The 23,300-nt window shown below is 60.2% G+C and carries 26 protein-coding genes and 1 pseudogene; 14 read left to right on the top strand and 13 right to left on the bottom strand.

Translation table 11 applies throughout. The features are described 5' to 3' along the window. Positions 1 to 380 precede the first annotated feature (380 nt). From ACTG2B_RS14985 to ACTG2B_RS14975, 3 genes are all read right to left on the bottom strand, one after another. On the bottom strand, positions 381 to 644 hold the full coding sequence (locus ACTG2B_RS14985) for a hypothetical protein (RefSeq protein WP_193860072.1): 264 nt from the start codon (positions 642 to 644) through the stop codon (positions 381 to 383). Between the two features lie 165 nt (positions 645 to 809). Next, on the bottom strand, positions 810 to 1,721 hold the full coding sequence (locus ACTG2B_RS14980) for a BRCT domain-containing protein (protein ID WP_181223796.1): 912 nt from the start codon (positions 1,719 to 1,721) through the stop codon (positions 810 to 812). A gap of 240 nt (positions 1,722 to 1,961) precedes the next feature. Continuing rightward, positions 1,962 to 2,999 carry a Mal regulon transcriptional regulator MalI gene (locus ACTG2B_RS14975; RefSeq protein ID WP_439996267.1) on the bottom strand — a complete coding sequence of 346 codons (1,038 nt, stop codon included), beginning with the start codon at positions 2,997 to 2,999 and terminating at the stop codon, positions 1,962 to 1,964. 290 nt (positions 3,000 to 3,289) lie between these two features. On the opposite strand from ACTG2B_RS14975, the gene malX reads away from it, so the two are divergent. Then, positions 3,290 to 4,861, top strand: a complete 1,572-nt coding sequence (gene malX, locus ACTG2B_RS14970; protein WP_439996265.1) for a maltose/glucose-specific PTS transporter subunit IIBC — start codon at positions 3,290 to 3,292, stop codon at positions 4,859 to 4,861. 87 nt (positions 4,862 to 4,948) lie between these two features. After that, entirely contained in the window at positions 4,949 to 6,139 is a 1,191-nt protein-coding gene (locus tag ACTG2B_RS14965) for a MalY/PatB family protein (RefSeq protein WP_439996263.1), read from the top strand. A gap of 92 nt (positions 6,140 to 6,231) precedes the next feature. Here the strand turns inward: ACTG2B_RS14965 and ACTG2B_RS14960 are convergent, their stop codons facing one another. The 10 genes from ACTG2B_RS14960 to ascN all read right to left on the bottom strand — a co-directional run bounded on the left by ACTG2B_RS14960 (position 6,232) and on the right by ascN (position 14,298). Next, positions 6,232 to 6,654, bottom strand: a complete 423-nt coding sequence (locus ACTG2B_RS14960; protein WP_439996262.1) for a hypothetical protein — start codon at positions 6,652 to 6,654, stop codon at positions 6,232 to 6,234. After that, positions 6,654 to 7,604 (bottom strand): hypothetical protein, encoded by a 951-nt coding sequence (locus tag ACTG2B_RS14955; protein ID WP_252412169.1) that lies wholly within the window; start codon positions 7,602 to 7,604, stop codon positions 6,654 to 6,656. The genes ACTG2B_RS14960 and ACTG2B_RS14955 overlap by 1 nt, the downstream gene beginning before the upstream one ends. Positions 7,605 to 7,741: 137 nt before the next feature. Beyond that, complete coding sequence (gene ascU, locus ACTG2B_RS14950; protein WP_100645402.1) at positions 7,742 to 8,800, bottom strand: SctU family type III secretion system export apparatus subunit AscU; 1,059 nt, start codon at positions 8,798 to 8,800, stop codon at positions 7,742 to 7,744. Further along, positions 8,797 to 9,585 carry a SctT family type III secretion system export apparatus subunit AscT gene (gene ascT / locus ACTG2B_RS14945; RefSeq protein ID WP_019446797.1) on the bottom strand — a complete coding sequence of 263 codons (789 nt, stop codon included), beginning with the start codon at positions 9,583 to 9,585 and terminating at the stop codon, positions 8,797 to 8,799. The genes ascU and ascT overlap by 4 nt, the downstream gene beginning before the upstream one ends. After that, complete coding sequence (ascS, locus tag ACTG2B_RS14940; RefSeq protein WP_005334586.1) at positions 9,582 to 9,848, bottom strand: SctS family type III secretion system export apparatus subunit AscS; 267 nt, start codon at positions 9,846 to 9,848, stop codon at positions 9,582 to 9,584. The genes ascT and ascS overlap by 4 nt, the downstream gene beginning before the upstream one ends. Before the next feature lies 1 nt (position 9,849). Next, positions 9,850 to 10,503 carry a SctR family type III secretion system export apparatus subunit AscR gene (gene ascR / locus ACTG2B_RS14935; RefSeq protein ID WP_439996260.1) on the bottom strand — a complete coding sequence of 218 codons (654 nt, stop codon included), beginning with the start codon at positions 10,501 to 10,503 and terminating at the stop codon, positions 9,850 to 9,852. Continuing rightward, a complete protein-coding gene (ascQ, locus tag ACTG2B_RS14930; protein ID WP_439996258.1) occupies positions 10,500 to 11,426 on the bottom strand; it encodes a SctQ family type III secretion system cytoplasmic ring protein AscQ in 927 nt (308 codons plus the stop codon). Before ascQ ends, ascR begins: the two co-directional genes overlap by 4 nt. Further along, positions 11,423 to 12,511, bottom strand: a complete 1,089-nt coding sequence (locus ACTG2B_RS14925; RefSeq protein WP_439996256.1) for a type III secretion system needle length determinant — start codon at positions 12,509 to 12,511, stop codon at positions 11,423 to 11,425. Before ACTG2B_RS14925 ends, ascQ begins: the two co-directional genes overlap by 4 nt. A gap of 6 nt (positions 12,512 to 12,517) precedes the next feature. Then, on the bottom strand, positions 12,518 to 12,979 hold the full coding sequence (gene ascO / locus ACTG2B_RS14920) for a type III secretion system central stalk protein AscO (RefSeq protein WP_429200733.1): 462 nt from the start codon (positions 12,977 to 12,979) through the stop codon (positions 12,518 to 12,520). Next, complete coding sequence (gene ascN, locus ACTG2B_RS14915) at positions 12,976 to 14,298, bottom strand: SctN family type III secretion system ATPase AscN (protein ID WP_042054143.1); 1,323 nt, start codon at positions 14,296 to 14,298, stop codon at positions 12,976 to 12,978. The genes ascO and ascN overlap by 4 nt, the downstream gene beginning before the upstream one ends. Positions 14,299 to 14,487: 189 nt before the next feature. Here ascN and aopN point away from each other — a divergent pair, with 189 nt between their 5' ends. From aopN to aopD, 12 genes and pseudogenes are all read left to right on the top strand, one after another. Next, positions 14,488 to 15,366, top strand: a complete 879-nt coding sequence (aopN, locus tag ACTG2B_RS14910) for a SctW family type III secretion system gatekeeper subunit AopN (protein WP_040065260.1) — start codon at positions 14,488 to 14,490, stop codon at positions 15,364 to 15,366. Then, complete coding sequence (gene acr1, locus ACTG2B_RS14905) at positions 15,347 to 15,628, top strand: type III secretion system gatekeeper subunit Acr1 (protein WP_005334576.1); 282 nt, start codon at positions 15,347 to 15,349, stop codon at positions 15,626 to 15,628. The genes aopN and acr1 overlap by 20 nt, the downstream gene beginning before the upstream one ends. Further along, positions 15,625 to 15,996: a SycN family type III secretion system chaperone Acr2 gene (gene acr2 / locus ACTG2B_RS14900; protein WP_021229940.1), complete on the top strand. Its 372-nt coding sequence runs from the start codon at positions 15,625 to 15,627 to the stop codon at positions 15,994 to 15,996. Before acr1 ends, acr2 begins: the two co-directional genes overlap by 4 nt. Further along, the gene (gene ascX / locus ACTG2B_RS14895; protein WP_139410633.1) at positions 15,993 to 16,358 is read left to right on the top strand and encodes a type III secretion system protein AscX; all 366 of its coding nucleotides are present in this window, start codon (positions 15,993 to 15,995) and stop codon (positions 16,356 to 16,358) included. The genes acr2 and ascX overlap by 4 nt, the downstream gene beginning before the upstream one ends. Next, the gene (ascY, locus tag ACTG2B_RS14890; RefSeq protein WP_439996252.1) at positions 16,355 to 16,705 is read left to right on the top strand and encodes a type III secretion system chaperone AscY; all 351 of its coding nucleotides are present in this window, start codon (positions 16,355 to 16,357) and stop codon (positions 16,703 to 16,705) included. Before ascX ends, ascY begins: the two co-directional genes overlap by 4 nt. Then, a pseudogene (ascV, locus tag ACTG2B_RS14885) lies at positions 16,638 to 18,801 on the top strand (SctV family type III secretion system export apparatus subunit AscV). Before ascY ends, ascV begins: the two are co-directional and overlap by 68 nt. Further along, complete coding sequence (locus ACTG2B_RS14880) at positions 18,798 to 19,253, top strand: LcrR family type III secretion system chaperone (protein ID WP_439996251.1); 456 nt, start codon at positions 18,798 to 18,800, stop codon at positions 19,251 to 19,253. The pseudogene ascV and the gene ACTG2B_RS14880 overlap by 4 nt, the downstream one beginning before the upstream one ends. 39 nt (positions 19,254 to 19,292) lie before the next feature. After that, entirely contained in the window at positions 19,293 to 19,577 is a 285-nt protein-coding gene (gene acrG / locus ACTG2B_RS14875; RefSeq protein ID WP_005334559.1) for an LcrG family type III secretion system chaperone AcrG, read from the top strand. 9 nt (positions 19,578 to 19,586) lie between these two features. Beyond that, on the top strand, positions 19,587 to 20,672 hold the full coding sequence (locus tag ACTG2B_RS14870) for a virulence-associated V antigen (protein WP_005334556.1): 1,086 nt from the start codon (positions 19,587 to 19,589) through the stop codon (positions 20,670 to 20,672). Between the two features lie 9 nt (positions 20,673 to 20,681). Beyond that, positions 20,682 to 21,185: a SycD/LcrH family type III secretion system chaperone AcrH gene (acrH, locus tag ACTG2B_RS14865; RefSeq protein WP_017411833.1), complete on the top strand. Its 504-nt coding sequence runs from the start codon at positions 20,682 to 20,684 to the stop codon at positions 21,183 to 21,185. Next, a complete protein-coding gene (gene aopB / locus ACTG2B_RS14860) occupies positions 21,166 to 22,338 on the top strand; it encodes a type III secretion system translocon subunit AopB (RefSeq protein WP_167572930.1) in 1,173 nt (390 codons plus the stop codon). The genes acrH and aopB overlap by 20 nt, the downstream gene beginning before the upstream one ends. Positions 22,339 to 22,350: 12 nt before the next feature. Then, the gene (gene aopD, locus ACTG2B_RS14855; protein WP_439996248.1) at positions 22,351 to 23,247 is read left to right on the top strand and encodes a type III secretion system translocon subunit AopD; all 897 of its coding nucleotides are present in this window, start codon (positions 22,351 to 22,353) and stop codon (positions 23,245 to 23,247) included. Positions 23,248 to 23,300: the final 53 nt, after the last annotated feature.

Below are 23,300 nucleotides of genomic sequence, written 5' to 3'. Positions count from 1 at the left end.
TTCAAAAACGACTTTTTATCTGAGGGCGTTCTTTACAGTAATGCCCCCATGTTTCTATCTCCTCAATGGTGGCAAAGTTACAGGGCTTGTACATCCATCTTATTGGGGAGCAAAATTCCACGCTACCGCCCGTGGATTACAGCCTCCAGCCTGCTGCTGTTTTCCGGCGATGTGGTGGATGGCGAAACGGCTGCACAGGGTTATCTCTGCAAGAGTGGTTGCCAAGTGGGGCATATTAATCGAGAGAGGGGCAGGGTAAAACCGCCGTCGGGCAAAAACCTGCCAAAGATCAATAAATTGCTCATTAAGTGGGTGTTATTTGTCCGCTTGGCGCTCTGAGCGCAAGCAGAGCTTCATTTCTTGCCGGGTGCTACCGCCACTCAATACTCCAGAAACTTCTCCCCGCAGCGTTCGCAGATCAGATGTTTTACATGGGTGGTCTGGTAGGCCAGTGTTTCACCAAACGCCCAGTTGGTGATGCTGCTGGAAGTAAAGGCTTGCCAGAAGGCTTTGCGCGGATCCTTGGGCATGATGTCCTGGCTGTGATCGCGGGCGACCAGCACCACGATATGGCGGGTACGTTCCCTGCATTTGTCACAGCGATGGATTTCAGTTGGCGGATTCTGGTCGTGCGGGTTGCTCATAAAGAGGCTCGTGAAGAGAGTGGACGCCCATCATATTCCTCTCCACTTGGCTCTCAATCTCTCCTTGCCAGCGCAGTGAGCAGGCTCACATTTTGGCGTGCTGTTGGCTTGCAGAAGGAGTGAATTATCAAGGCGCGGGCGTGAGCCCCCGCCGTGATATAAGGTTCAAGCCGACTCGTGCAGAGTGTTGGCATGGGCAAGCCAGGCTTCTTCGGTGACGATACGTACCGAGTGTCCTTTCTCCTGCAACAACATGGCCTTTTCGATTTTTCTGCCGTATGAGGAGAAGCGCCAATCCCGCGAACTGAGCTCACCGATGATGAGGTAATCAAGTTTCTGGGTGACAGAATCTTGGGGAGTTGCCCCCAATAGCAAGGCTGTTTCCTCGCACTGTCGGCGTGTACCGGAAAGAAACATGCCGGTGAAGCAAACAGTACAGTCATATAGGGTATCTATTTCGGAGTCACTGATGGCCAACTTGGTTGCCATACCCGTGACAGCCCCCTGCTCGAAGGGATTGCCGATAAACAACATCAATTGTTGCTGCAACTCCTCTCTCTCTTCGGCAGTAATAATGCCATCCAAAAGGATACGCTCCACCGTCTGATACAGCTGTTTTCCGGGATAGTGGGCCCTCAGCATGCTGTTTTGTTTCATCCACCAACTCAGGTAATGGATCTCGTCATCGGACAGCTGTTGATCTCCCATCAACCCCTGACAGAGCCCCTCGAGTAATAGCTTGTCTGATTCCTCTGAATAGAAGTCGACACCCGGTAAATGACGATATGTTTCCATCAGACGGGGAAGCGCACTCATAAGGTGGATTTTTTCTTCTTCACACAACTTACCGTCTTGCAGCACATTAGCGACCATTTCTCGTAGCTCACGAAAGATCCAGCCGTTGAGGCTGGCACTCTCTTTGAGCCAAGTATCCAGATAAAGGATCTCCTGCTCATCGATGAGACTGTCTGCGATTATGCCATCCAAGATCCCCATCAGATTATTCAACTGCTTGTCGCGGTTGCGTGCTGCATTGTAGTTAGCGACTGGCTGGCCATGACGATTCAATTCACCCATTGCATGATCCCTTGCTGGTTACAAAGAGAGTGGGAACTACCCATAGAGATATGGCTCGCTGCGGGTGAACCTAATGACCTCATCATATAAAAGATGGCTTCAATCAGGCCAGAAGACTTGTCTGCCATTCGTCACGCATGTGAGCTTTGTCGAGAAATAGTTCCCAAGAAGATTGGAGATAAATGTCCATGCTTGCCGGGTGGTGGGCCAACTCATGTTCATCTAGTAAATGGCGGGAGCTCAGGCCGACTCCCGCTTTTGCAGATTGGGGGTGATGATATGGCGGTTGGGGGCGAGCTCGGGTTGCTGCATCCGGGTCAGCAGCCGCCTCGCCGCCTGACGGCCGATTTCGCGGGCCGGTGAGCTGACGAAGGTGAGGGCGGGGGAGGTGAGTTCGGCCTCCGCCACATCGTCAAAGCCGAGCAGGGCCACCTGCTGGCCGATGTAGTTGTCCTTGCCCACGGTGCGGCCGCTCGCCTCGACGCCATAGATGGCGCCGAGCGCCACCTCGGGGTAGTGGCAGAGCACGGCGGTCACCTTGGGGTGCTGATGCAGCAGCTGGGCGATGGTGTCGGCGGCGCTGCGCTGGGTGCGCTCGCACTCGAGTACCCACTCCGGTTTGAAGGGCAGGCCATATTGCAACAGGCTGGCGCAGTAGCCGCCGATCCGCTCGGCACGGGTGAGGGAGTCGGCTCGCCCGCCGACATAGGCGATATGGCGGTGGCCTTGCTCGATAAGGTAGGTGGTGGCCTGCTTGGCGGCGTGGGTGTTGTCGGGGCCGATAAAGTCCACGTCATCACGATAGTAGGAGCGGGCGGCGCACACCACCGGCAGCTCGGAATCGAGCAGGGTCTCCAGCGTCTTGGCCGCCGCGCCGCGCACCGGATTGAAGATGATGCCCGCCACCCCTTGCCGTGACAGGGAGTGGATGCTCTGCTGCAGCCGCTCCGGGCTGTGGCCGCACTGGGTCAGAAACAGCAGATAGCCCTGCTGCTCCAGCACCTCGCTCACCCCGGCGGTCACCTCGGTATAGAAGGGGTCGGTGATGTCGCGCAGGATCAGCCCCACCAGATTGGACTGCTGGCTGCGCAGGTTGGCGGCGGCGCTGTTGGGTACGTAGTCGAGCTCTTTTATCGCCTGCTGCACCCGATCGGCGGTGGCCGGGGAGATGCGCCCCTTGCCGTTGAGCACCATGGAGACGGTGGTGACCGACACTCCCGCCCGCTGGGCGACATCGGTGATCTTGGTGGCTTTGGCAGAGAGGGATTTGGGCGACATAGGGCGAACGGACGACGGACAGTTGAAAGCGAGGCCCCAGCATACCTGCTCAGATGCTCAAGTGAAACGTTACATCACTATCTGGCCGATCCGGCTCACAAATTTGGAACCTGCTGCCAGCCAGCCCCCTTATTCTGTGATCCTGTCGGCACTTGTAAATTGATAAAACGTTTTATCATCCAGCAAAACCTAATGCTGACCCGCGCCTTTGTTTCGAGATTGCTTCGAGATTGCCTCGAGCGGGGGAGGGCAGCCGCAGATATTGCTGTCTATTCACAAGGAGCCGTTTCATGGCCAAGCCTCAAGCCAAATCCACCATCTGGGAGTTCCTGCAGAGCCTCGGCAAGACCTTTATGTTGCCGGTCGCCCTGCTGGCCTTCTCGGGCATCCTGCTCGGTGTCGGCAGCTCGCTCACCAGCGATGCGGTCAAGCAGAGCATGCCCTTCCTCGACAATACCGTGCTGCAACTGCTGTTCCTCTGGATGACCAAGGTGGGGCTGGTGGCCTTTATCTACCTGCCGGTGATGTTTGCGGTGGCCATTCCGCTCGGGCTGGCGCGAGAAGAGAAGGGGGTCGCGGCCTTTGCCGGTTTCGTCGGCTATGCGGCGCTCAACCTCTCCATCAACTTCTATCTGACCGTGGCCAACGTCATCGGTGACGCGGCGGCGGAGAAGGCCTACGGGGTGAAATCGATCCTCGGCATCAGCTCCATCGATACCGGGATTCTGGGGGCCATCATCGTCGGGGTGATCGTCGCCAAACTGCACGCCCGTTTCTACACCTACAAGATGCCCGATGCGCTCGCCTTCTTCGGCGGTGCCCGCTTCGTGCCCATCATCACCGCGCTGGTGCTGGGTGTGGTCGGTCTGGTCGTGCCGTTCGTCTGGCCCTGGTTTGCTGCCGGCATCAACGGCATCGGGGCGCTCATCTCCCACGCTGGTCCCTTCGGCCCCTTCCTGTTCGGTACCGGTGAGCGTCTGCTGCTGCCGCTCGGTCTGCACCACAGTCTGGTGGCGCTGATCCGCTTTACCGAAGCGGGCGGCACCCAGCTGGTATGCGGTCACGAGGTGAGCGGCGCCCTCAATATCTTCTACGCCGAGCTCTCCTGCGCTGACACCACCGGCTTCTCGGTCTCTGCCACCTCCTTCCTCTCTCAGGGCAAGATGCCTGCCTTCCTCGGCGGCCTGCCGGGTGCGGCGCTCGCCATGTATCACTGCGCCCGCCCTGAAAATCGCGGCAAGATCAAGGCGCTGCTGGTTTCTGGCGTGGTGGCCTGCGTCATCGGTGGCATCACAGAGCCGCTGGAGTTCCTGTTCCTGTTCGTGGCACCGGTGCTCTACGTCATTCACGCCATCCTGACGGGTCTGGGCTTTATGACCATGGGGCTGCTCGGCGTCACCATCGGCAACACTGACGGCAACCTCATTGATTTTCTGGTGTTCGGCGTGCTGCAAGGCACCGCCACCAAGTGGTATCTGGTGCCGGTCGCCGCGGCCATCTGGTTTGCCATCTACTACAGCGTGTTCCGCTTCGCCATCGTGCGCTTCAACCTGAAAACCCCCGGTCGTGAAATCGAGACCAGCGAGGCTGCCCAGCCCGCAGGCAAGAAGGCAGGCAACAGCGGTTACAACGGTGAAATCATCCTCAATGCGCTGGGCGGCGCTGATAACATCCTCGCGCTCGATAACTGCATCACCCGCCTGCGGATGTCGGTGCAGGACATGAGCCGGGTCGATGACAAGGTACTGAAAGCGAACGGCGCCATCGGGGTGATCAAGCTCGACGAGCACAACCTGCAGGTGGTGATCGGCCCGCAGGTTCATCTGGTGAAAAACCGGCTGCAGAGCCTGATGGGGGCCTGAACCGGCCAATAAGATCCGAACGGGGGGCGCAAGCCCCCCTTGTTTGCCTCTCCCAATATGTCTCCTGTTTATGGAGGGAGAAACTTCATGCACGATATTTATGATTTCGACCGCGTGGTCGACCGCCACGGCACCTACTGCACCCAGTGGGACTATGTAGCCGACCGTTTTGGCCATGCCGATCTGCTCCCCTTTACCATCTCCGACATGGATTTCGAGACCGCCCCCTGCATTCGCCAGACTCTGGCAACCCGCCTTGAGCACGGGGTATTTGGCTACAGCCGCTGGAATCACGACGACTTCAAGGGGGCGGTGAGCAACTGGTTTGCCAGCCGTTACGGGGCGAGCCTTGAACCCGAGACGCTGGTCTACGGCCCCTCGGTCATCTATGTGATTGCCCAGCTGGTGAGCCTCTGGTCGGCGCCGGGGGAGGGGGTGCTGGTGCATACCCCCGCCTACGATGCCTTCGGCAATATGCTGGCAGCCAACGACAGGGTGCTGCTGCCCTGCCCGCTTAAAAAAGAGGAGGGGAGTTACCAGATCGACTGGGAATGCTTCGAGCAACAAGCGGCTCGTCCCGATTGCCGGATTTTGCTGCTCTGCAGCCCCCATAACCCCACTGGCCGGGTCTGGACGCGGGATGAACTGGGCCGGATGGCCGCCATCTGCCAGCACCACGGGGTCAAGGTCATCTCGGACGACATCCATATGGATGTGAGCTTTGCCCGCTACCTGCCGTGGAGCGAGGTAGCGCCGGACGATCACTGGGCGCTGGTGAGCTCGGGCTCCAAATCCTTCAATATTCCTGCCCTTGGCGGCGCCTACGCCTTTATTGCCAACGCAGCGGCGCGGACCGCCTATCTGCAGCGGCTCAAGGCGGCCCATGGTCTCTCATCGCCCCCCATTCTCGGGGTGCTGGCCCATATCAGCGCCTATCGGGATGGCGCTGCCTGGCTCGATGCCCTGAAAGCCTACCTGCACGGCAACCTCACCCATGTGGCGGCGCGGCTCAACGCCGCCTTCCCCGCCATCGACTATCGGGTGCCCGAGGGAACCTACCTCGCCTGGATTGATCTGCGCGGCCTTGGCATCGACTCCACCAAACGGATGGATGCGCTGCAAACCTTGCTGGTGGAGAAATACCGGGTCGCCATCATGCGCGGCGACACCTACGGCCCGGAAGGCTCAGGCTATATTCGCCTCAACGTCGGCTGCCCGCGCTCGAAGGTTGACCAGGGACTCAACGCCCTGATCGGCGTACTGGGGGAGGTGGTGTAAGGCAAATCCATTCAACATGAGAAACATAACGGGGCCATCAGTGATGGCCCCGTTATGTTTGCGCTGTTTTCCCTTATGAGCAGACGCCGATATCAGGCGCGAATGGTCGTCGGGATACCGTAGTTCGGGCGTGACATGGCTGGTTCGATTGCGGGTTCGCTGAGCTCGGTAGCTGCTAGTGCAGTGCCTTGGGTCAGGGCTTCAGCCTGATGCAGCATGCGGCTGACAAGCTCAATCAGAAGTTCCACATCCAGCTTGTCCAGCCACTCGCGACACCAGAGCAGGGAGCTCTGCTCGCTGTCTCTACTGAGTTGCAGCACAGGCCAGTCGGCCATGGCGGCGAGGGAGGGGGTCTGGATATCCCCCAGCGGGATAAACAGGGTCACCAGTTGATCCCGCTCGCGAATATGGAGGCTGAAGGGGCCCGCCTGCAGATCCAGCCCCTCTTCGTGCAGGCACTCCTGCGGCAGGGATAGCTGGCGAACGAGGGTTGATAGCATGGCATGGAACATCATTAATCCTCCCGATGGGTGTTATCAAAGACCGACTCTGTGGGCGGCCACAGGTTGGCGATAGGGGGGCGGGCAGGGGTACCGACCAGTGGCGCCCCTATGGTGGCGGCCCAGGGGTCGACTACCTTGGCGTGTGGCCCCCAGCTTTCCGGCTTGGTGAGTTCACTCCCCTCGGCGCGGCCAATCACCACAAAGCAGTGGGTCTGGGCGTGACCTTGTGCACCACGATGGGCCAGCACTTCGATCCGCTGGTCACTGTTGTGGCGCAGCAGTTCGGCCGCCGCCGAATAGGCCAGGGTCGAGCAGCAACCGGCCTTGGCGTCATCCACCGCTTTGGCGATGTTTTCCATGGTGCGCAACGAGAGTGGCTGCTTGTTTCTGGTGATCTGGATGGCGGCCATATTGGCGCTGTTGTTGGCGCGCTGGTTGGCCGCCAGGCGCTGGGGATCCTGTCCGAAGGCGTTGAGTTTGCCGATGATCTTCTGATAGCTCGGGTTGTTCGGCTGGACAAAGGTCTGGGCGTCGGTACAGGCGTAGCTGCCCAGTTTTTCCAGTCCGGCCATGCTCTTTTGCAGCAGGGCCTGGGTGCCACCCGCCATCACTTTCGGTTCATGTCGCGGGGCGGCTCTGGTGATAGCGCCCTGTTCGGCCAGCGCCTGTTTCAGTTCGGTCAGACGAGCGCCACGTGCAGCCACCTCTTTGGGGTGGTGCTGCTCCCAGTGCTGGATCGCATCCTGCACCCGCTGCGCTTTGCCGCTATCGGGGGCGCTTTGCAACTGGCGCAGGGCGCTGATGACCTGCTTGAGATCGCTGCTCTGGAAGTGGCCGATGCCACGCTTGACGGATTGTTCGAACAGCTTGTTACCCTTGGCCAGCAGCGGGCTGGCCTCTGTCTGTTGGGGTGAGACTGGGCGGTTGAGGTGAATGTGTCCACCGATTGCTGGTAAGGCCATGATGTGATTCCCGACAGGGTTGACGATAAGGGGATGATACCGAGCCGTGACGGCGCGCTATATCAGGGAGCGGTCGGGGATTTGTCAGTTTTTCGCGTGTTGCGCAGTTTGTTTGGCCAGTCGGGCAGCGTGCTGCCCTACCACTGTGGCCCTTCGCTCTGGCGCCACTGCTCCAGCCAGCGCAGAACCTCGGCAGTCGCCTCGATCTGGTCGGCGGGAATGTAGTTGTTGAGCTGGGCATCCCGATAGAGGGCTCGGGCCAGTGGAATGCGTTGCAGCACAGGGATCCCCTCCTCTTCGGCAATCTTGCGCACCTGCAGCGCCTGGGCATCGGTGAATTTGAGGGTCACCACCGGCAGCGGGGTTTCTCCCCGCTCGTAGCGGATACCGATGGCGATATGGGTCGGGTTGGCGACGATGACCGAGGAGCGCTTGACGTCGGCGCGCATGTTGCTCGACTGCAACTCCTGATGGAACTGGCGGCGCTTGCTCTTGATCTCGGGGCTCCCTTCCATCTCCTTGTACTCCCGCTTCACCTCGTCCTTGCTCATCTTGAGCTGCTTGATGTGCTGGTAGTGTTCGAAGGCGTAGTCAGCGATGGCGATCACCACAAAGCCCATGGCGCAGACCGCCATCAGCTGGCCCAGCATGCCTCCCAGCACCGGGGTGATGCAGCTCATGCCGCAGCCGGGCAACTGGAGCATCGCCTGCAGATTGCCCTTTATGGTGACCCACACCAAGAGGCTCAGGAGACTCACCTTGAGCAGTGATTTGACGAACTCCATCAGGCTCTTGATGGAGAAGATCTTCTTGGCCCCCTCCACCGGATTGATCTTTTTGATATCGGGCTTGATGGACTCGCCGCTCAGCAGAAAACCGTACTGGGCGAAGTGGGAGACGAGCACCACCAGCGCCGACACCGCTAGGATCGGGATGCAGAGATAGGCCATCTCCTGCATCAGGTTCTCCACCACATGGTTGAGCGCCTGGGTAAAGGGGAGGTTGATGTGGGATTCCGGGATCATCATCAGCTTGCCCAGATGTTCGAGGTAGTAGTCGGACATCGCCATCAGCATGCCTACCAGACTGAGGATGATGGCGGTGGAGACCACCTCCTTGCTCTTGACCACCTGCCCCTTCTGGCGTGCATCCCGCAACTTTTTGGGGGTGGGTTGTTCGGTTTTCTCGCCGCTCATCGCGCCTCCAGAATGGGGATCAGCAGTTGCAGCGGATCCATCACTGCCAGCACCTGTTGATAGGCGTGATCCATCATCAGTTTGATGTAGATGACCAGTAACAGGCTGGCGACGGCGCTTTTTATCGGCATCGCCAGCACGAAGACGTTAAGTGAAGGGGCGAAGCGGCTGATCAGCGCCAGCCCGAATTCGGCCAGAAACATGGCGATCAAAAGCGGCGCGGCCAGCAAAGCGCAGAGTAGCAACATATGGCTGAACTGGCTGTAGAAAAAGTTGACCCACTGCTCGTCGATGGTGGGGAAAAAATGCGCCACCGGCCAGCTGATATAGCTCTGGAACAGGGCGGCCAGCAGGGCGAGAAAGGCGCCGCTGGCAAAGAAGAGGGTGATCAGGGTCTGGGTCAGCAGCAAGCCGGTGGGACTGGTCTGGCTGCCGAGACTCGGGTTGAACAGGGAGCCCATGGCGGCACCCCGCTGGTTGTCGATCAGAAAACCGCTCGCCTCGATGGCCCAGAAGGGGATGGCGGCGACAAAGCCGATCAGCAGGCCGAGCAGCACCTCCTTGGCGATCAGCATGGCCAGCGCCATGCCGTCGATCTGATCCGGCAAGGTGTCGGCGACTGTGGGGTAGGCGTAGAGTGCCAGCGAGCAGACCACGCCGTTGCGGATCATCGCCCCTCCCAGCATCTGTTTGCTCAGCACCGGCAGCATCACGAAGCAGCTGATAAAGCGCGGCAGCAGCAAGGTATAGGCCAGCATCTGGGCCTGCAGGCTCTCCAGTGTCATTGGATCTGCGGCACCTTGAACAACACCATATCGGCAAAGCTGTAGAGCTCGTTACCCAGCCAGGCGGTGGTGGCAAACAGGGTGATCACCACGGCGATCAGTTTGGCGACAAAGCCCAGGGTCTGCTCCTGGATCTGGGTCAGCGCCTGCAGCAAAGAGACAAGGGTGCCCACCAGCGCCGCCACCAGCACAGGTGGCATCGAGAGGATCAGCACCAGCCAGAGCGCCTGGCTGGTGAAGTGAAGGATATCGGCGTGACTCATCCTAACCTCCGTAACTGATGACTAGCCCGTGGGTCAGGCGGGCCCAGCCATCGAGCAGCACGAACAGCAGCAGCTTGAAGGGCAGCGAGATGGTCATGGGGGAGACCATCATCATCCCCATCGCCAGCAAGATGTTGGAGATGATGAGGTCGATGGCGATAAAAGGCAGGTAGATCAGAAAGCCGATTTCGAAGGCGCGGCTCAGCTCGCTCACGGTAAAGGCGGGCAGCAGGATCAGCAGGCTGTCGGGCTCCAGCCGGTCGGCATATTTGCTGGGCCAGAGTTGCTTGGTGCTGTCGATAAAGAAGGCGTGTTCCCGCGGTTTGATCTGCTTTTTCAAAAAGTCGCGGTAGGGGGCAATCCCCTCATCGAGGAACTTCTCCACCGATTCGGCTTTCGCCAGCGACACCTCGTTCTGGCGCAGGTAATCCTGGGTGGTAAAGCCGACCGGCGCCATCACATAAATGCTGAGAATGATCGCCAGCCCGTACATCGCCATGTTGGGGGGGATCTGCTGCACCCCGAGGGCGTTGCGCAGCAGCGAGAAGACCACCGCCAGCTTGACGAAGGAGGTGGCCATCACGGCGATAAAGGGGAGCAGTGCCAGCAGGGCCAGCCCGACGATAAGGTTTAGCTCGTCTGGCAACTGGATCATGACTGTGACTCGTTGTCGAGGCGTTCGACCCTTACCCCCAGGCGCCCCTGGATCTCCACCAGTCGCCCCACTCCCAGCGAATGGCCGTTGCTGATGATGCGCACTTCGCCATCGAGGGGCGTGCCAAGATCGATCAGGGCGCCCGGTTGCAGGCTGGTGAGGGTATGCCAGTCCAGGGTCTGGCGGCCCACTTCGAAGCTCACCTGGATCGGCAGTTGATCCAGATCGGTCGGGCCGAAGGGTTCAGCGGAGGCAGCATTATGCATGGCAGTCAATTCCAGATGTTGTTGATGGGGTTGGCAGTAGGCAAAGGGGCGACCCTCCACGCAGATCAGCAGTTGCTGGCCGAGTTGCGGATGGGGTGGCGGCAGCAGCACATCGCCGATAGCGAGGGTAGCGAGCTCATCCATGGTCAGCCCCATTTCGCCCCACAGCAGGGAGAGGGTGAGGGGCAGCGGCAACCGCTGCTGCCGTGGCCGTGGTGGCAACTTGCTCAGCAAGGGCTCGGGCTGCGGCAGCCACAGAGCGAGCGTGGCCCCCTCCCGTTGCAACAGCAGTTGCAGGGCTGGCTCATCGGTCTGAACGTTACTCTCCGGTCGGGTCAGCGCCGTGCAGGTGAGGCCACCGAGGGGTTGTCCCAGCCGTTCGATCAGTGCCAGTTGCAGCGGCTCGGGCAGGCTGAACAGCGCCGCCTGTTGTAGATCCGGCGCCAGCCAGTGAGCCAGATCTGCGCCGTGGCACAACAGCGGCAGAGAGAGCCCCTGCCACTGCAGTTGCAGCCGGGTATCGAGCGTCGCAGGCGGCAAACCGATGGCGAGGAGCAGCTCGCCGCCACTCCAGCCAAAGTGCTGGCGGTATTGGCTCAGGGTCTGCTGTAAAGTCAACTCCGCCAGCGAGGCGGAGGTGAGGATAATCGGTGTCATGCGTCGGCATCCCACTCTTCGTAGATGGATCGTTTATGGCGTGAGCCCTGCTCACTGTCGGGCTGGCCGAAGAGATCGAGGGCGACCCGCTCGCCGGGATAGAGCCGTTGCAGGCGGTCGACCAGATCGCTGCGCCCCTGATTGAGCAGCAGCTCACCTTGCGCCGTGGCGAGGATCTCGATCTGCAGCTCGCCAGGGTGGTGAGCGATGCGAATGGAGAGATCGCCCAGCTGTGGCAACGTCAGGCGCAGCAGTGGCGGGCGCTCCGGGCGGCCCAGCTCCTGATAGATATCCACTGCCAGCCGCTCCAGCAATTGACCCAGCTCCCGATTGTTTTCGGCAGGTGCCAGCCGTGCGAGCTGCAGATCCCCTGGGGTTTTCACCTGTGGGGGGATCGGTTGACCGCTGGCTTCGGGCATCTCGTTGCTCAGAGTGAGCGCATTGATGTCAGTGTCAGCGGCGAGCGGCTCTGCGAGCTCACGGGCATCGACTAAGGATGCTTCGTTCAGTTGCTGGGCGGCTTTTTCGGTCACTAGCGCCCTGTCCAATCCAGAGGTGTCACCTGTTATCAACGTGTTATCCGTGCCCTTATCGGAATATGCCGGGTGCTTTTCCTGTGCCGATGACGATGTGGACAGCGAGCTCTTTTGTCCTGGTAGTGACCATGCTTCTGGGGACAGGTGTGCGCAGCCCTCCAGCTCTTTATCCTGCGAGTGTTGATCTGCTTGTCGCTCTGTTTCCTTCTGGTCACGGGCGGCCACTTCAGAGAGGGAAATGCCGAGTTGCTCCTCTTTGACGAGCGGCTCTGGCTGCCGTTTTTTTGACCTTTCGTGAGCGGCGGCAAGCTCCTGCTGTTGGGCCTTATCGGCTATCTCTTTTTTCTGTTGCTGCGCCTGCAATAGCTGTTGATGCAACGGAACCCTGCTCTGGTGCAGGTTATTTTCCCGGTGTTGGTGAGCTGTCTTTTGTTCCTGATCAAGCCGCATTGCCTGCTCGAAACTCTGTTGTTGCGACCGATTGGCTTCAGCCATCTGGGTATCACCCCGGGCTGTCACTGTGCCCTGTATCGGGAGGATTCGGTTCATGACTCGTTACATCCTGATCTGCTGGCGGAACTCTTCCTGTTCCTGCTCTTCGTTGTAGTCACGCAGGGCTTGCTGTGAGGCCAGCTCCTGACGGTGTAGTTCGGCAAATTTCTGTTGCTGCTGGCGGGCTCGGTGTACCGCCTGCTGGCGCTCCTGCAAGCGGATGCGCTCTTCGGCGACCCGCTCGGCCTGCTCGGCGGCAGTTTGTTCAAGCTGGGCCTCTTTCTCCCGCAGCAGCGCCACTTGCTGTTGCCACGCCTTGAGCCCCTTGCGATCGAGTTGCTCCGCCTGACAGATGGCAAATAGCCGCTCCTCTTCGGCAAGGCGCCACTTGCGATAGTCGAGACTCTCCTGCTCCGCTTCGCGTTGGCGAACGCGGGCGAGTTGCACCCGAGCCTGCTGGGCGGCGAGCTGCTGCTCGGCCCGATCCAGCCGCAGGTCTTTTATTCGTTGCAGGCGGCCAATCATCGGGTCAGCGCCTCCAGAGTCGAGAGGGCTTCCGGCAGTGAGCTGGGTTCATGGGTGCCTTGCCTGAGCCACTGGCGAATAGTCTCGATGCGGGCGATCGCCTCGTCGGCTACCTTGTCCTGCCCTTTCTGGTATTCGCCTATCTGCAGCAACAGCTCCACCTCTTCATATTTCGCCAGCCAGCTGCGCAGTCGACCTGCCTGAGCCTGATGCTCGGGCTCGATGATCTGGTTCATCACCCGGCTGGCGGAGCGCAGCACGTCGATGGCCGGGTAGTGGTTGGCCGCCGCCAGTTTGCGCGACAGGATGATGTGGCCATCGAGGATGGAGCGGGTCTCGTCGGCGACCGGCTCTGTCATGTCATCCCCCTCTACCAGCACGGTATAGAGGGCAGTGATGGAGCCCTTGTCTGACTGACCGGCCCGCTCCATCAAGCGGGGCAGGGCGGCAAACACCGACGGCGGATAGCCCCGTCGGGTTGGTGGCTCGCCAGCGGCCAGACCAATCTCCCGCTGGGCACGGGCAAAGCGGGTGACGGAGTCCATCAGCAGTAGTACCCGCTTGCCTTGATCTCGGAAATACTCGGCGATGGAGGTGGCGACAAAGCCCGCCTTGGCTCGCTCCATGGCGGGACGATCCGAGGTGGCCACCACCAGCACAGCCTTCTTGAGTCCCTCTTCACCCAGGTCTGCTTCGATAAATTCGCGTACCTCACGGCCTCGCTCACCGATCAGCGCCAGCACGGTGACATCTACCTCGGCGCTGCGAATAAGCGACGCCAGCAGGGTGCTCTTGCCACCACCGGCGGCCGCGAAGATCCCCATCCGTTGCCCCTCACCGCAGGTGAGCAGGCCGTCGATGGCGCGAATACCGAGCGAAATGGGCTCGGCGATGCGCTTGCGGCTCATGGGGGCCGGCGCATCCCGATAGACCGGATACCAGGCATCGGGCTCTGGCAGATGGCCGCCGCCAAAGGGGTTGCCGAGGCCATCAAGCACCTGGCCAAGCAGATGTTCGCCGACCCCGACCTGATGCATGGCACCTGTCGGGCTCACCTCGGTGTTGGAGGAGATGCCGAACATCTCGCCAAGGGGGGTGAGCAGAGCCTGATGCTGGGCAAAGCCGATCACCTCTGCCTGCAGGGAGAGAGTGTTGTCCGGGTTGCGCAGATGGCAGAGCTCACCGATCCGCACCCCGGGGACGACCGCCTTGAGCAGGGTGCCGGTCACCTGGGTGACCCGGCCACGGATCTGAATCAGGCGGCACTCGTCGATGGCGTGACGAAGCTGGTCGGGAATGTGGTCGAGGGAGAGGGTCATAACAATCTGCGCCATTGAAACTGGTGGCCACTATAGGGGATGGGGGGCTACGGGGATTTCAGCGCGAGTCGGGACTTTTTAGAAAACCGTTGGGGGCGGGCTAAAAATTCACGGCCGATTTTGGCATAGGGGGATGAGGGCGATTTTTATAATGCCATCCTCGTCAATCCATTCGTCACGGGAGTTTCCATGGCCATTATCCAGAGCAACCCCTATGCCCCTGCCGCCCAGCCCGAGCTGCGCGGAGCAGAGGTCGCATCCCGTCAGGCTCCCCTGCAGGGTGGGCAATTTCAGGGGGAGCGGGTCGTGCTGGCCAGTGCCGCCCAGTCGCTGGCCGATGCCGCCGAAGAGCTCACCTTTGTCTTCTCCGAGCGATCCGAACTCTCGCTCGCCAAGCGCAAGCTGAGCGACAGCCACGCCCGCATCAGCGAGATCGAGGCACTGGTGGGGGATTACCTCGACAAGGTGCCGGAGCTGGAACGCCAGCAGAAGATCAAGGAGATGGTGAGCCACCTCGGTAGCGGTCGGCTGGCCAACCTCTCCCAGTTGCTGGCCTACCTCGAGAGCTATTCGGGGGAGGTGAGCGAGCAGTTCGAGGCGCTCTGCCAGGCGCGCAAGGCCCTCGCCGGACGACCGGAGATGCAGGGCACCCTGGCGCTGGTGGAGCAGGCGCTGGCCAAGCTGGCGGACGAGCAGGGCAGTGCCATCGTGCTGGGGGCGCGCATTACCGGCCCCGCGGCCGAAGCGGCCAAAGCTGGCGTGGGAGCCGAGCAGGATCTGCGGGATCTCTATCGCGATGCGGTGCAGGACTACCGTGCCCTTTCTGCCGCCTGGCGCGATATTCACAGTCGCTTTGGCAACGGAGCGCTGGAGAAGGTGACCGGCTTCATGATGAAGGCCCTGAGCGCCGATCTCGACAGCCAGCAGCGCTGGCTCGACCCGGTCAAGCTGGAACGGGTGATGAGCGACATGCACAAGCTGCGGCTGCTCAACACTCTCTCGGCGCAAGTAGACGAGCTGTGGCAACGGGTGAAGGAGGGCTCGGCCCATGGCATACGGGCCTTCTGATCTGATGGGCGATCTGATCGCCCTGGTGGAGAAACGCTGGGCCAGCGTGCGGGATGTGGAGCAAGTCGGTGTGGCTCTTGAGCTGTCAGATTGTCGCCAGCAGGTGCTGCTCTATCAAGAGCTCAAGCGGCTGATCCGCCTGCTGCCGGTGGAGCTGTTCAGTGAGGAGGAGCAGCGCCAGAACCTGTTGCAGTGCTGTCAGGGGGCGCTCGATAACGCCATCGAGCGGGAAGAGGATGAGTTGTCTGGAGAGTCGTCATGAACTGGATTGAACCCCTGCTGGTGCAGTTTTGCCAGGATCTGGGCATCACCATAGGGGATAACCCCCATTCGCTGATCCAGCTTGAACTGGAGCAGAGCGGCACTCTGCAACTGGAGCGCCATCAGGGGCAACTGACCCTCTGGTTGGCCCGCGCCGTGCCCTGGCATCAGAGTGGCGAGGCGATCCGCCGCGCCATGACCTTGACTGCCGCGGCGCAAGGGCCGGCACTGCCGGTGCGCAGCGGCTGGTTGGGGGAGGATCAGCTGATCCTCTTCGTCACTCTCGATGAGCGGGCCGTGACTTTGCCCCAGCTCCATCAGGCCGTGACCACCCTGACCCGGCTGCAGCGAGAGGTGCTGGCGTCATGAGCCGGATCACTGCTGCCCATATCGGTATCGAGCAGCTCAGCGCCATCTCTCTTGACGATCAGGAGCGAAGCCTGCCGGGGCGTTATGCCCTGTTGCCCGATGGCCAGTCCATCGAACCCCATATCAGCCGCCTCTACCCCGAGCGGCTGGTGGATCGGGCGCTGCTCGATTTCGCCACCCCGGATCGCGGCTTTCACGATTTGCTGCGGCCGGTTGATTTCAATCAGGCGATGCAGGGTCTGCGCAGTGTGCTGGCAGAAGGGCAGAGCCCGGAGTTGCGAGCGGCCGCTGCGCTGCTCGAACAGATGCACGCCGATGAACAACTGATGCAGATGACCCTTCATCTGCTGCACAAGGTATGACCATGGTGCTTACGTCACAGCAGCAGGATGCGCTGCTGCTCACCGGCTGGCTGCAACTGCAATATGGCCACCCCGACAAGGCGAGCGTCCTGCTGGCCGCCCTGCTGCAGATCCACCCCGACCATCAGGGAGGGCGACGGACCTTGCTGGTGGCCCTGCTCAAACAGGGGGAGGGGGAGGCGGCGCTGGCCCATGTCGATCAGCTGATGCAGCAAGGGGAGGCCGACGGCCCGCTCTTGCTCTGTCGCAGCCGGGCCTGCCAGTTGGCAGGGCGGCTGGATGAAGCCCGTTTTGCCTATCAACAATACCTCGAACTGGAAGAGCAGAATGAATCAACGCTCCCTTGAGCTGCTGCGCCGGATAGGCGAGCGCAAGGACATCATGCTGGCGATCCTGCTGCTGGCCATCGTCTTTATGATGGTCTTGCCGCTGCCGCCGGTGGCCCTAGATATCCTGATTGCCATCAACATGACCATCTCGGTGGTGCTGCTGATGATGGCGGTTTATATCAATTCGCCGCTGCAGTTCTCCGCCTTTCCGGCGGTGCTACTGATCACCACCCTGTTCCGGCTTGCCTTGTCGGTGAGCACCACCCGGATGATCCTGCTGCAGGCCGATGCGGGGCAGATCGTCTACACCTTTGGCAACTTCGTGGTGGGGGGCAATCTGGTGGTGGGGATCGTCATCTTCCTCATCATCACCATCGTCCAGTTTCTGGTGATCACCAAGGGCTCGGAGCGGGTCGCCGAGGTGAGTGCCCGCTTCTCCCTCGATGCCATGCCGGGCAAGCAGATGAGTATCGACGGTGACATGCGCGCTGGGGTGATCGACGTGCACGAGGCGCGGGAGCGCCGCGGGGTCATCGAGAAGGAGAGCCAGATGTTCGGCTCCATGGATGGCGCCATGAAGTTTGTGAAGGGGGACGCCATCGCGGGCCTCATCATCATCTTCGTCAACATCCTCGGTGGGGTCACCATAGGGGTGACCCAGAAGGGGTTGTCCGCCGCCGATGCGCTGCAGCTCTACTCCATCCTGACGGTGGGTGATGGCATGGTCTCCCAGGTGCCGGCGCTGCTGATCGCCATCACCGCGGGGATCATCGTTACCCGGGTCTCTTCTGAAGAGTCTTCCGATGGGTACCGATATCGGTGCCCAAGTGGTGGCCCAGCCCAAGGCGCTGCTGATCGGCGGTCTGTTGCTGGTGTTGTTTGGTCTGATCCCGGGCTTCCCGATGATCACCTTCTTTGCGCTGGCAGCCATCGTCACGGCAGGCGGTTATTTTATCGGCTTGCGTCAGCGCAAGGCGCAGAGCAGCAACAGTCAGGATCTTCCTGCCGTGCTGGCGCAGGGGGCGGGAGCCCCCGCCGCCCGCAGCAAGCCAAAACCGGGCAGCAAGCCGCGGGGCAAGCTGGGGGAGAAGGAGGAGTTCGCCATGACGGTGCCGCTCCTGATCGATGTGGATGCCGCTTTGCAGGCCGAGCTGGAGGCGATTGCCCTCAACGACGAACTGGTGCGGGTGCGCCGCGCCCTCTATCTCGATCTCGGAGTGCCCTTCCCGGGTATTCACCTGCGTTTCAACGAGGGGATGGGGCCTGGTGAATACCTGATCCAGCTGCAGGAGGTGCCGGTCGCCCGCGGTCTGCTGCGCCCGGGCCATCAGCTGGTACAGGAGAGCGCCTCCCAGCTCGATCTGCTGGGGATCCCCTACGAAGAGGGGGCGCCGTTACTGCCGGGACAACCGACCTTGTGGGTCGCTAATGAACATCAGGAGCGGCTGGAGAAGTCACGGCTGGCCAGCCTCACCACCGATCAGGTGGTGACCTGGCATCTATCCCATGTGCTGCGGGAATATGCCGAGGACTTTATCGGCATTCAGGAGACCCGCTACCTGCTGGAGCAGATGGAGGGGAGCTATGGCGAGCTGGTGAAGGAGGCGCAACGCATCATCCCGCTGCAGCGTATGACCGAAATTTTGCAGCGGCTGGTGGGGGAGGATATTTCCATCCGCAACATGCGCGCCATCCTCGAGGCGATGGTGGAGTGGGGCCAGAAGGAGAAGGATGTGGTGCAGCTTACCGAGTACATCCGTAGCAGCCTCAAGCGCTACATCTGCTACAAGTACGCCAACGGCAACAACATCTTGCCTGCTTATTTGCTCGATCAGCAGGTGGAGGAGCAGATCCGCGGCGGCATTCGCCAGACCAGCGCCGGCAGCTATCTGGCGCTCGATCCCACTATTACCCAGAGCTTCCTCGATCAGGTGCGCCATACCGTCGGTGATCTGGCCCAGATGCAGAACAAGCCGGTGCTCATCGTCTCCATGGATATCCGCCGCTATGTGCGCAAGCTCATCGAGGGGGATTACCACGCCCTGCCGGTGCTCTCCTATCAGGAGCTGACCCAGCAGATCAATATCCAGCCCCTCGGGAGGGTCTGCCTGTGAGGGGGGACCCGTTAACCTCTGACCCCCTGATCCCCTGGCTGCAAGCTAGGGGTGTGGCGGTAGCCCCTCACCATTTGGGGGCAACCCCCATCCAGCTCGGCCACGGTTTTTGCTATCGCCAAATTTATCTCGCTTGGCGCTTTGATCCTGCGACCAGACGGGTCTGGATCCTGCTGGTGCGCCGAGAGGGGGAGTGGGCTGGACTGGCCAATCCCTTTGCCGCCCTCTATCTGCTGGCCGAAGCCACTCTGGCTGTACTCGGTCCGGGCCATTTCCTCTACGGCAACGTCGATGTCTTTCGCGGCAGTAGCCTGAGCGGTGAGCGGCTCGGGCGCTTCTACCTGCGCTGGACGGGAGCCTGCGAACCCGAGCCCGGCTGGTTCATGCTGGCCGCCGAGCAGGTGTGTTCCCTGCGAGATATGCGAAAACGACAAAAGCACGGCCTTGCGTGACAGGCATGTCCAAAAGGGCCTCATAGAATAGGAGCCAAGATGAAACAACCGCGTTTTGCCGACCATAGCGAGACCATTTCGCAGGCAGAGCAGGCCATTGCCGACAGCGATCACCGCAACGCTCTGTTGCAAGAGATGCTGGCTGGCCTCGCTCTCTCGGATCAGACCTGTCAGCTGCTATTCGATGCGCCGACCGAGCAAGTGGCCGTGGCCGAGCAGGAGTTGCTGGCTGAGATCCAGCGCAGACAGGCGTTACTGCCGGCACAGCCGGGAGAGGGCCGCAAGAGTCGCCGTCCCACCATGATGCGCGGACTGATGATTTAAGGAGTCGTGATGAGCACTATCCCTGACTACAACACCAACCCGGGCGCGTTCGTCGGCTGGCTTGATGGGCAAGCGCTGGACGCATTGCCGGGCCATAAAAACCCCAAGTTGACCGAACTGGTCGAGCTGCTCAAGGGCAAGATCACCATCAGTGCTGACTCATCGACTGCGCTGAGCAAGGAGCAGCTGGAGAAGTTGCTGGCTGCCTATCTGACGGATCCCGCCTCGATCAACGGGGGTTGGGCGATGGGCCAGTTCCAGGGGGGGCAAGATGCGGCCATTGCCGCCATCAAGGGAATGATCGAGCGGGGAGCAAAACAAACCCCGCCAGTCACCCACTGGACCGTCCCTGAATTTATGCTGCTCTCCCTCAGTGCGCTGACCATGGATCGCATCGATGACGATCTCATCACGACCTTTACCGGGGTGATGGCGTTTCAGGACAACCAGCGTAAAGGGCTGCGGGACGAGCTGGCAGAGATGACCGGTGAGCTGAAGATCTACGGGGTGATCCAGTCCGAGATCAACAAGGTGCTCTCTGCGGCATCCAGCCAGACCTTCAACACCAATTTCAATCTGCTGGATTACAAGCTCTATGGCTATCAGTCTCTGGCCGAATTTATGGATGGTTCAGAGTTCAAACTGTTGTCAAAAATGTTTACCGATGGGTCGGTGCAAAAAGCACAGCAAGATTTCACCAACGCTAAAAACGAGCTGGAAAAAGTAACGTCTGCCAGCCTCGACCCCAAAACGCTGGGGGAGGCCAAGGCCGATTATGAGCGTAAAAAAGCCAATTTTGAGAAGATCGTAGCAACGCAGGTCATCACAGTTAAAACGTTCCTCGAAAGTGATCAGAAGAAGAGCGGCGCGATGAAAAATATCGAAGCCAGCTACAGCTATGACAAGGACAACAACAAGCTTGGCAACTTCTCCACCAGTGTGAGCGACCGTTCTCGCCCGCTCAACGATCAGGTCAGTGAAAAGACCACCCGCCTCAACGACGTCAGCTCGCGCTATAACGCCGCCATCGAGGCACTCAACCGCTTTATCCAGAAATACGACAGCATCATGCGCGACATTCTTGGCGCAATTTGAGGAGAGATCATGCAGACCGATACCACCCTGACCCCGGAATATGAAGCAGAGCTGGAAGCCTTTATGGCTGACGGTGGCACCTTGGCCATGCTGCAGGATATCTCGGGCGACACCCTGGAGCAGCTCTATGCCCTGGCCTTTGGTCAGTATCAGGCCGGCAAGTGGGAGGATGCTCACAAGATCTTCCAGGCCCTCTGCATGCTGGATCACTACGAGCCGCGTTATTTCCTCGGGCTGGGTGCCTGCCGTCAGGCGATGGGGGAGTTTGAAACGGCGGTTCAAAGCTACAGCTTTGGCGCCATGCTCGACCTGAAAGATCCCCGTTTCCCGTTTCATGCTGCCGAGTGCCGGCTGCAACAAGGTGATTTGAACGGGGCCGAGAGTGGCTTCCACTCGGCCCGACTGCTGGCGGACACAGATCCCCAGCAGGCAGACCTGGCGGCAAGCGCCAAGGTTATGTTGGAAGCCATCGCAATCAGAAGGGATCTGCAAGATGAACCCGATCAGCAATGAAAGACAGGTTTCCCCGCTGGGAAACACAGGTGATGTTGCGGGCCTGGTGCCCGTAACCCAACCTCGCAGTGAAACACGGCTCGATGCCGCCACGGTGCAAGTCGCCGGTCAGGCCCGCAAGTCAGGGGTCTCGCTAAACGCACCACTGGCGGTAAGCAATAGCCAGGTCAGTGCGCAGCAACTTGGTGAAATCGGCAAGTTGGTGGCTTCGGTGAAAGAGAACACCCGCTTGATTCTGCCGCACACCACCGGGTTGGTGACAGCAGCCTTTACCTCGCCCGAAGCGTTCGAGATTGAGCTGGGCAAGCTCACCAGCGATCTGGAGAAGACCCAGACCAAGCTGAAGCTTGATGATATCCGACAAGCTCGCACGCTGAACGAGAAGAAGATCGGCGAGAACCAGGCGAAGATCAAAGAGGCAGAAGAGAGTGCTCAGGAGGCCAAGAAGGCCGGTATCTTTGGCAAAATTTTTGGCTGGATCAGTGCCATCGCTTCGCTGGTGATCGGTGCCATCATGGTGGCAACCGGGATTGGTGCTGCCGCCGGTGCCCTGATGATCGCAGCTGGCGTCGTTGGCGTGGTCAACATGGCTGTGCAGCAGGCTGCCGCTGATGGCCTTATCTCCAAGGAGGTGATGGAGAAGCTGGGGCCAGCCCTGATGGGGATAGAGATTGCATTGGCAGTGATTTCGGCCGCAGTCAGTTTCGGCGCGACCATTGGCGGTGCGATTGCCAAACTGGGCGCCAAGATTGGTGGCAAGGTTGCGGATGTTACCGCCAAAATCGTTGCCAAGGCGGGTGAAGTGGCCGCCAAATTTGGTGCCAAAGCAACCGCTGAAGCGGTGAAAGTGACCAGTCAGGTGGCGAAAGTGGCCAAGATGGCCACCCAGGGGGCCGATATCCTCATTGATGTGAGCAGTGGCGTGGCCAAAACGGTCCAGTCGGCGAAAGAGTCCGAGTCGCTCGATGCTCAGGCTGATCTTGCCTTGAGCAAGAGCGAGATGACCGAGTTGCAAGGGGTCATCGACAAGCTCAAGGAGGCGATAGCCCAGATGATCGAGGCGTTCCAGCAGACCATGGAGATGATCTTCCAGATGATCAATGCCAAGGGCGACATGATGAACAACCTGGCCCGCAGACCTGCCGCTATCTAAGGAGTACCGACCATGATTAACAGTGATTATGCAAATAGTGTGACCCGTACCGCCCCGCTGACCGAGGTGCAGGCCGGTGAGCCGCAGCAGGTTCGCAGTGCGACCACAGCCCATGAGGCCGCCCCTTCGACTCGTTCGCAAGGGGCAGAGAACAAGAGCGTTCCTACTCTGCCACGTCCCTCCATTCCCTTCGATACCAAAGGGGTGACCCAGATGGTTGCGCAGCTGGACAGTGCGATGGATATGATGTCCTTGCTGTTCAAGCTGGCCCGTCAGGCCCGTGAGGAGGGGTTGCAGGTTCGGGATATCGAGAACAAGCTGGTCATCAGCAACCAGCAGGCACAGGTTGACGAGATGCGCCACGGCGCCAAGCTGATGATCGCCATGGCGGTGGTCTCCGGCGTGATGGCGGGGTTCTCTGCCATTATGGGCGGGATCAGCCTGGGCAAGGGCGCCAAGACTATCAAGCAGCAACAATCCCTTGATGGCAAGATTGCCGGTCGCGAGGCCTTGATTGACGCCAAGGTTGATAGCTTGAGCAAGCAGGGCCAACAGGTTGACCGCGCTGATGTGGGCAAAGTCTGGAAACAGGATCAAGTTGCAGACAGTAATGCGAGCCGATTGTTGGACAAGAAATTTGCTCGCACTTCCGAACGGGGGCAGGTGTTCAACACTGTAACCCAGTCTGTGGGGCAAATGAGCAACTCTGCGGTGCAGGTGGCGCAGGGTGACAGCCAGGCCAATGCGAAAGAAGACGAGGTCGAGGCGACTATCAGTCAGACCGAGAAGCAGAAGGCCGAGGACAATATGTCCTTCAATGCCAACTTTATGAAAGATCTGCTGCAACTGATGCAGCAGTATTCCCAGAGCCAGAATCAGGCCTGGAAAGCGGCATTCGGCGTTGCATAAACGTCATGGCAATCAAGGCGCCCATTGGGGCGCCTTTTTGTTTTTCCGGCCAT

The sequence above is a fragment of the Aeromonas sp. 30P genome (genome assembly GCF_051919805.1).
Taxonomy (GTDB): domain Bacteria; phylum Pseudomonadota; class Gammaproteobacteria; order Enterobacterales; family Aeromonadaceae; genus Aeromonas; species Aeromonas veronii.
This window is presented reverse-complemented; position numbering and strand designations above follow the sequence as displayed.

Bases quoted from the DNA above. Each gene is read 5' to 3' on its own strand.
- acrG (WP_005334559.1), top strand. From the start codon at position 19,293: ATGAAACAACCGCGTTTTGCCGACCATAGCGAGACCATTTCGCAGGCA.
- aopB (WP_167572930.1), top strand. From the start codon at position 21,166: ATGAACCCGATCAGCAATGAAAGACAGGTTTCCCCGCTGGGAAACACA.
- ascX (WP_139410633.1), top strand. From the start codon at position 15,993: ATGAGCCGGATCACTGCTGCCCATATCGGTATCGAGCAGCTCAGCGCC.
- malX (WP_439996265.1), top strand. From the start codon at position 3,290: ATGGCCAAGCCTCAAGCCAAATCCACCATCTGGGAGTTCCTGCAGAGC.
- ACTG2B_RS14975 (WP_439996267.1), bottom strand. From the start codon at position 2,999: ATGTCGCCCAAATCCCTCTCTGCCAAAGCCACCAAGATCACCGATGTC.
- ascN (WP_042054143.1), bottom strand. From the start codon at position 14,298: ATGACCCTCTCCCTCGACCACATTCCCGACCAGCTTCGTCACGCCATC.
- ascQ (WP_439996258.1), bottom strand. From the start codon at position 11,426: ATGACACCGATTATCCTCACCTCCGCCTCGCTGGCGGAGTTGACTTTA.
- ACTG2B_RS14925 (WP_439996256.1), bottom strand. From the start codon at position 12,511: ATGAACCGAATCCTCCCGATACAGGGCACAGTGACAGCCCGGGGTGAT.
- ascY (WP_439996252.1), top strand. From the start codon at position 16,355: ATGACCATGGTGCTTACGTCACAGCAGCAGGATGCGCTGCTGCTCACC.
- ascR (WP_439996260.1), bottom strand. From the start codon at position 10,503: ATGATCCAGTTGCCAGACGAGCTAAACCTTATCGTCGGGCTGGCCCTG.
- ACTG2B_RS14960 (WP_439996262.1), bottom strand. From the start codon at position 6,654: ATGATGTTCCATGCCATGCTATCAACCCTCGTTCGCCAGCTATCCCTG.
- ascO (WP_429200733.1), bottom strand. From the start codon at position 12,979: ATGATTGGCCGCCTGCAACGAATAAAAGACCTGCGGCTGGATCGGGCC.
- ACTG2B_RS14955 (WP_252412169.1), bottom strand. From the start codon at position 7,604: ATGGCCTTACCAGCAATCGGTGGACACATTCACCTCAACCGCCCAGTC.
- aopD (WP_439996248.1), top strand. From the start codon at position 22,351: ATGATTAACAGTGATTATGCAAATAGTGTGACCCGTACCGCCCCGCTG.
- ACTG2B_RS14985 (WP_193860072.1), bottom strand. From the start codon at position 644: ATGAGCAACCCGCACGACCAGAATCCGCCAACTGAAATCCATCGCTGT.
- acr1 (WP_005334576.1), top strand. From the start codon at position 15,347: ATGGCATACGGGCCTTCTGATCTGATGGGCGATCTGATCGCCCTGGTG.
- ascT (WP_019446797.1), bottom strand. From the start codon at position 9,585: ATGACACTGGAGAGCCTGCAGGCCCAGATGCTGGCCTATACCTTGCTG.
- ACTG2B_RS14870 (WP_005334556.1), top strand. From the start codon at position 19,587: ATGAGCACTATCCCTGACTACAACACCAACCCGGGCGCGTTCGTCGGC.
- acrH (WP_017411833.1), top strand. From the start codon at position 20,682: ATGCAGACCGATACCACCCTGACCCCGGAATATGAAGCAGAGCTGGAA.
- ascU (WP_100645402.1), bottom strand. From the start codon at position 8,800: ATGAGCGGCGAGAAAACCGAACAACCCACCCCCAAAAAGTTGCGGGAT.
- ACTG2B_RS14980 (WP_181223796.1), bottom strand. From the start codon at position 1,721: ATGGGTGAATTGAATCGTCATGGCCAGCCAGTCGCTAACTACAATGCA.
- ACTG2B_RS14965 (WP_439996263.1), top strand. From the start codon at position 4,949: ATGCACGATATTTATGATTTCGACCGCGTGGTCGACCGCCACGGCACC.
- acr2 (WP_021229940.1), top strand. From the start codon at position 15,625: ATGAACTGGATTGAACCCCTGCTGGTGCAGTTTTGCCAGGATCTGGGC.
- aopN (WP_040065260.1), top strand. From the start codon at position 14,488: ATGGCCATTATCCAGAGCAACCCCTATGCCCCTGCCGCCCAGCCCGAG.
- ascS (WP_005334586.1), bottom strand. From the start codon at position 9,848: ATGAGTCACGCCGATATCCTTCACTTCACCAGCCAGGCGCTCTGGCTG.